Genomic DNA, 6,000 nt, shown 5'->3' with positions numbered 1-6,000 from the left:
AGTAGTAGTGCGGCAGGAAACTACACAGTAACCTATTTAGGACCTACAAGCGGAGGGTGCGCAGCTGCAACAGCTACGGCAACTGTTACAATTACAGCACTGCCAACGGCTACAATTAGTTATTCTGGATCTACTTACTGTAAGAATATAGCAATTGGACAAGCAGTTACTTTATCTGGATCAAATGACTACACAGGTGGTACGTATACTGTTTCTCCTACTGGATTAACTTTGAATGCTACTACAGGAGCAATAACGCCAAGTACAAGTACAGCAGGAAATTACCTTGTGACCTACACAATTCTTGCCGCAGGAGGTTGTAATGCAGTTACAGCAACTGCTAATGTAACTATTACTGCAATTCCTGCAGCTACCATAAGTTATGCTGGCATACCATTTTGTAAAACTATAAGTGGAGTTCGAGCAGTCACGTTAAGTGGAACAAATGCATATAGTGGAGGAACTTTTGCTGCTCCTTCAGGATTATCTATTAATTCAACTACAGGGGAAATAACCCCAAGTACAAGTACGGCCGGAACCTATACCGTTACCTATACAGGACCTACAAATGGAGGTTGCGCAGCTGCGATAGCTACAACAAGTATTACAATTACAGGACTTCCAACAGCAGCAATTAGTTATACAGTAGCTTCTTTTTGTATTAGTAATTCAACTGGACAAACAGTTACTTTATCTGGAACTAATGCCTACACAGGTGGGACGTATACTGTTTCTCCTACTGGATTAACTTTGAATGCTTCTACTGGAGCAATAACTCCAAGTTCTAGTACGGCCGGAACGTATACTGTAACCTATACTATTCCTGCAGCGGCGGGATGTACGTCTGTTGCGACGTCGACAACCATAAAAATAGATCCAGTCCCAATTGGAGGAACTTTGCTATTCCAAACGCCAGGAACCACACCAAAAGAAAGACTCTTTTTAATTTGTCAAAATCCAAGTTCAGGTTATGCGGTTCCGCTAAGCTTATCTGGTATAGTAGGCACAGTTGTAAAATGGCAGTATAGAACAAGCACTGCAACATCCTGGTCTATAATTCCAGATGGTGCAGGCAATTTTACCGGTAATACACTTACGGCAGCACAAGTAGAAAGTTTAAATATTACACAATCTATAGTAATCAGGGTGGAGATAAGTAGTGGAGCCTGCTCGCCAAATGTATTTAGTGAAACCGCAATTATTAGTGTTATCCCGCAAGACATCGCGCCAAGTCCAGTTACTGTTAACAAAAGCGTGATCTGCATCGGTGCAGGAATTCAACTAAGTTCAGAAACAGGGTACGGCGAATCTTTCGGAAAATTTGAAGGCGGTGCTTTTGATAATTCTTCCATAACGAACTCCGGTTGGAGAATAACAGATCAATTTGGAGTTTCAAATTATAATTTCAGTTCTGATGCAAATAATATTCGCCCAGATAAATGGCTAAGAACAAATCCTCATGATTTCATTACTGCAAATATATTTTCCCCTTACACCATCTATAATACAAGATGGGATACCTCCCTAAGTTCTGCTGGAAATAAAGGTTTTGCCATCGTTTCAGGAAATAACACCTCGACGTTAGAGACAGCAATCTTCTCATTAGGGGCATTGGACGAAGCTATTCTAACTTTTGATCAAGCGTACAACCTTACTCCAGGCGCCGTTATAAAAGTAGAAATTTCTACCAATGGAGGAGCCTCTTATTCCTCTGAACCTATTTTATTCCAACAATCTGGATCAGTGAGTAGCGGAAACTATGATCGTTTTGGCCAAGGAACTCCTGGTGTAAATAAAATGGAAATTGATTTAGGTGATTATATTGGTTATAGTAATTTAAGGATTAGATTTAACTATACCGGTAAGCGAGATGGTGATATTTGGACTTTAGACAACATCAAAGTACCTGAAGGCCCAAGGGACGTTACCCTAGTATGGACCGATGATACCGATCCTACCAATCCTATTGTTATTGGTACCACAAATAATGTAACCTGGACTCCAACAAAAATTGGCTGGAATACGTTTGTGGTAAAAACCTCTCTTATTCTTGATAGTGCTGGAAATACATGTTCCAGCCCAGTAAACCAAAAAGAAATTAAAGTCTTTGCCTTTGATCAATATACTACAACTACAATGGCAACGGCGGTAGGCTGTGGTACAAAAAATGTACCCCTAAGTGTCAACGTTATTAGCGGGAAACAAGGTCCGATAACAACTTACCCAACAGCTGATGGATACGTAGGAGAATGGAGTATTACGGGTCCTGCAGGATTTGTTCTTACTAATCCCAATCCAAGTAATCCAATTGCACCAATAAACAACCCAAATGCAATCTTCACAGCTGCTGATATTGGGTCATATATTTTCAAATGGATTTTAGTACCTACAACAAAAGATGAAAACGGCCTAACGATTACAAACACCAACTGCGCTCCTACTTATGTCGCACCAACTTTAATAATACAACATTGTACCACTTTAGATTTTGACGGGATTGATGATTATGTTGATTTAGGAACAGGATTTAATGGATCTTATAGTATTGAGGCATGGATAAGACCAAAAACCAATACTGGAACTATTATAAGCGGCCCAACATTTGAAATTAAAATGTCAGATCTTCCAGTAACAATTACCCCTAATTCTCGATGGTATCATATAGCAATGTCCAACGGAAAAATATATGTTGATGGAATTGAAATGAAGAATGCAGGGACAGGAATAGGCGGAACTAAAACTATCATTGGTGCTCGATGGAACAATACATCTGGAAAACCTGAAAATTATTTCACTGGTTGGATCGAAGAAGTTCGTATTTGGAATAAAAATATTACTCAAGAGCAAATACGATTTATGATGAACCAACATCTCCAAAACGCCACTAATATTGGTGTTGAAATTCCAATTCCCGTTGAAGGAGGATTAGTTTATTCTGATCTAGCGGGCTATTATCGATTAATTTCGGCATTTCCTGACTCCTCTAATTTACAGACTTATAGTAATACTCTAAAACCTGTTAATGGAATAACACCAAATTTAGCAGTTGCCGGTACTCCTGCCACCTTATATAACATGACTACACATCAACAAAATACAGCACCAATGCCTTATATTACTATAGCTGATGGAAAATGGACCGATATCAATACCTGGTTAAGACCCGCAGTTTGGGATATACCAAATAGCAACGGCCTTAATGGTAGCCCTATTGATTGGAATATTGTAATCACAAGAAATAATATCACTTCGGATGCTAAAGACATAACAGTACTGGGTTTAAAATCAGAATCAGGTAAACTAACTATGGCGGACCCAGCTCCCGCGCCTCAAAACGAAACTAACGGTGGTCGCATGCTGTGGATCACTCATTATTTAAAATTGGACGGGAATATTGATTTAGTTGGAGAATCACAATTACTGCAAAAACGTTATGGCTCTTATGATTCTGATTTCTACTTTTCCACTACCCAGGTTAGTGAAAGTATTTTTGATGAAGCTAGCTCAGGTTTTATAAAACGAGATCAACAAGGCAAGAAAAATAGTTTCAATTACAATTACTGGTCATCACCTGTTACGCTGCAAGGAAACCCAAACAATGCACCATATACAATTGCTGGTGTGATGAGAGATGGAACTGCTTCTGCTACTCCCAAAGCAATTAATTTTCAATATGGAGCTTATGATGCAGATGGCCCCGTTACTAGCCCAATTAAAACAACTTACCGATGGATTTGGTCCTATAATTCACTTACTCCAGATTCGAATACAGATTGGCAAAATTATTACCAATGGAATTATGTTGGTACAAATGCAATAAAAGTAGGTAATGGATTTACTATGAAAGGATCTGGTGGGACGGCAGCTATCAATGCCACACAAAATTATGCATTTATAGGGAAACCGAATTCAGGTGATGTTGATTTAACCATAGGTTTAAACCAAACCTATTTAATAGGGAATCCTTATCCTTCCGCCCTTGATGCTAATCAGTTTATCAGGGAAAACTTAAAAGACTGCGTCGGTTGCCCTACAGCGGGAGGCTTTAACGGTGCTGCAAATGCATTCAGTGGTGCGCTCTATTTTTGGGACCATTTTGGATTATCTAACAATCATATTTTAGCACAATATGAAGGTGGATATGCCACCTATACCTTATTGGGCGGATCTCCTGGAATTTCAGATTCCCCATTAACAGCGACAGCTACTAATGCTGCACTATTAGCTCCTAAACGCTATATTCCCGTGGGTCAAGGATTTTTTATTAATGCTGCCGCGAATCCAAATAGAGCAGGAACATCAGCTGCTGTACAAGGTGGAACTATAAAAATAAGAAACAATCAACGAGTATATTATAGAGAAACTTCAGCTTCATCACTATTCTTAAAAACAGCGGGGACTAAAAAATCAGCAGCAATCAAAATACCTGAAGACAACCGTTCAAAAATTAGACTTGGTTTTGATGCCCCAAACGGTAAACATCGACAACTCCTTGTGGGAGCAGATCCTAATACTACTAATCAATTTGATATAGGTTACGATGCAGAAATCTTTGATACGAAAGACAATGATATGTACTGGGAAATAGAAGATAGTCAACTTGTAATTCAAGGGATTCCAAATTTTGATGATAACCAAATAATACCTATTGGAATAAATACAGCAAAAGAGGGGTTAAGCACCATAAAAATTGACGCTTTAGAAAATATACCAGATAGACTGGAAATATATTTATTTGACAACGTGACCGGGCTTTACCACGATATAAAAAATAATAACTTTACTATTTCGCTTCCTGTAGGTAAATACAATAAACGATTCTCATTACAATTTGTCAATAAAACATTAAGTGTAGATACCAATACACTAGAAGATGGAATCCTAATTTATTATTCGAATATCAATCAGATATTAAACATCCATAATAATTTTATCGATGCAGAAGTCACTAAAGTTGACTTGTTTAATTTATCAGGCCAAAAAATAGCACATTGGGTTATTGAAGAAGTAAAACAAAATAACATTAAAATTCCGATTTCGACCGTTAGTACAGCAGGATACATTGTAAAAGTTACTACTACAAAAGGAGCTTTTAGCAAAAAAATAATTATAAAATAGTTTCGTAGATTATACGTATTGATACAATTTAAAATAGTATATCGTATTTAAATTATTAATATATTTGATAGTGTAAACCATTAAAAACTAAAAAGATGACAAAAATACTTTCAATACTAGCGATTGCTTTATTTACAATTACTGCAACTGCACAAGAAGTCAAAACGGCTTCTAAAAAAGAAGTACAAAAAGAAAAAGAATGTTGCTTAAAAGCATCCGATTCTAAAGCAATGACTGCAGATGAAATTGCACAACACAAAGCTATATGTAAAGCCGAAGGAAAAAAATGCAATACTAAAATGACCGGCACTGAAGAAAAAAAGTGTTGCTCTAAAAAAGCATAATTAACTTTTAATATAATAAAAATGCCTCCATTCGGAGGCATTTTGTTATAAAATAGGTCTGCTAATGAATTATGGCTTTACTCTCACACTCCATTCAAAATCCATTTCAGAGACTTGAACTCCTTTTTCGTCAGTTCCAATAGCTTTCATCCAGAAGGTTTGCCCCTCGCCTGTTGCTATAGATTCTTGAATTGCACGTTCTATTAAATGACCATCCTTACATACAAATGTTATTCTTCCAGTGGCTTTTTTAGTAAAATTTCCTTTATTGTTTGCTACTAGCATTGATATTTTCCTACCGCTTTTTTGAATTTGATACATCACTAAAGCTCCTGTCGAAAGTTCGGCGGCCATTGCCTGCACTGCAAAATACATCGAGTTAAATGGGTTTTGGTTAATCCATCGGTGCTTCACTGAGGTCACACATGCTGTTTCATCAAGCTTCTTCACTCGAACTCCGCATATGAATGCCGAAGGCAATTTGAAAAATAAAAATTTATTTAGTTTAGACGCCGTAAGTTTCATTATCAGTGGTTTT

3 protein-coding genes are annotated in these 6,000 nt (G+C 37.4%); 2 read left to right on the top strand and 1 reads right to left on the bottom strand.

What is annotated here, in order from left to right:
• On the top strand, positions 1-5,118 hold a 5,118-nt coding region (locus FQU23_RS08595; protein ID WP_147673500.1), incomplete at its 5' end, for a LamG-like jellyroll fold domain-containing protein.
• Positions 5,119-5,213: 95 nt separating this feature from the next.
• Positions 5,214-5,462: a hypothetical protein gene (locus FQU23_RS08590; protein WP_147673499.1), complete on the top strand. Its 249-nt coding sequence runs from the start codon at positions 5,214-5,216 to the stop codon at positions 5,460-5,462.
• Between the two features lie 69 nt (positions 5,463-5,531).
• Here the strand turns inward: FQU23_RS08590 and FQU23_RS08585 are convergent, their stop codons facing one another.
• Positions 5,532-5,987, bottom strand: coding sequence for a DUF4442 domain-containing protein (locus tag FQU23_RS08585; protein ID WP_132110445.1), 456 nt, complete (start codon positions 5,985-5,987; stop codon positions 5,532-5,534).
• Positions 5,988-6,000 lie beyond the last annotated feature (13 nt).

This window comes from Flavobacterium sp. XN-5, assembly GCF_008033395.2.
GTDB classification, from domain to species: domain Bacteria; phylum Bacteroidota; class Bacteroidia; order Flavobacteriales; family Flavobacteriaceae; genus Flavobacterium; species Flavobacterium hiemivividum.
Note: the sequence above shows the minus strand (reverse complement) of the source record. Positions and strands in the feature narration are given on the sequence as shown.